Source organism: Blautia sp. CGZ-1-C1, from assembly GCF_056504575.1.
The window spans coordinates 1-1,549 of sequence record NZ_JBWLUT010000014.1; the positions used below are offsets into that span (position 1 = coordinate 1).

General features: G+C 41.6%; 1 pseudogene. It reads right to left on the reverse strand.

The window, feature by feature from the left end:
- Positions 1–1,524, reverse strand: a pseudogene (locus AC058W_RS00875) (hypothetical protein); the annotation flags it as partial.
- Between the last annotated feature and the right edge of the window lie 25 nt (positions 1,525–1,549).

A 1,549-nucleotide genomic window follows, 5' to 3' on the forward strand; every position in this document is an offset into this window, starting at 1 on the left:
AACAACTTCTGTGTCATAGTTTCCTTTGTTTGCGTCTTCGCCAGTGTAAACTGCGGTAGCGGTATTGTCTCCGACATTCAGATCTTTAGTTTTATCTGAATCTTGCCATTCCCAATTTTCAGGAAGAGGATTAGGAACAATCTCATTTACTTTCTTACAGGACCATGGTACGGATATTGCAGGATTGGTTGGTTTATTTGAAGGTGCTTGTGCTTTTGAAATGACAAATTCCCATTCTGATGCAGATATGTCATTGGCTGAATTGTAGTAGTCACCTTCATCCACATTAATCTTAAAAGTATAAGTACCTGCATCTGTAGGTCTGTTTATGAGTGAAGTTCCATCTTCTTTAAAATATGTTACACGAGTAATTGTACCATGACCGGTGATATCATCTTTCCATTCAATATAGTTACTAATATCAACAGGGGTATCTTTAGTATATGTAAAATTGAGCTGCGTATAATCAAATTGGGCAGCGGTGGGATCTGTTTTTATACGAATAAACTGGTTGTTAGTTTGATTGAAAGAATATGTCCTTTTGTCATTCCCGACAGTTATAGTGTGATCTGCGCCAGTTAGCCATGCATACAGGTTATTATCGACAGAATTATTAGTTACATGATTATATGTTATCCAGTCAACACCATCTATACTTATATTTCTTTTTTGAGGATTAGAAACAGTACAGAGATATACTTCTGGATTATTACCAGTGCTATTTAAGTTCTTGTGGGGAGGGCAGCCAAATCCAACACCATAAGTAGAAGTAGCAGTTACGGATCCACCGCTAATGGCAATATTACTGCAGGTGCCCCCGTTAGATCCCCCGCCAATTCCGGCACCCCGAGTAGAAGTAGCAGTTACGGATCCACCGCTAATGGTAATGTTACTGCCGGTGTTCCCGAATCCCCCGCCAATTCCGGCACCAATACTAGAAGTAGCAGTTACGAATCCACCGCTAATGGTAATGTTACTGCCGCTGCCTCCGTTAGATCCCCCGCCAATTCCGGCACCAGAATCAGAAGTAGCAGTTACGGATCCACCGCTAATGGTAATGTCACTGCCGCTGCCTCCGTTAGATCCCCCGCCAATTCCAGCACCAAAATCAGAAGTAGCAGTTACGGAGCCACCTCTAATGGCAATGTTACTGCCGGTATTCCCTTGACCCCCGCCAATTCCGGCACCAAAAGTAGAAGTAGCAGTTACGGAGCCACCTCTAATGGTAATGTCACTACTGGATTTAAAGTGATCCCCGCCAATTCCGGCACCATAACTACTTATGGCAATTAATTCTCCGGTAGTGTTTGGAGAGTTATCTATTGTAAGTTTGGCAGCGTTATCTTTCTGTAAGGCTGCATTCCATCCACTGTTAAGCTTATTGATTCCTTCTAAATATATGTAAACTTGAGCTTGAACACTACTTTGAATTTGCAACGCCGAACCAGTAGACGTATTGATATTTACATTATCAAGATAAATCTTGATGTTGTCTTTCTCTGAAATATGTGTTCCATCAACCACAATTCTATTTGCTGTTTTCCTGCGC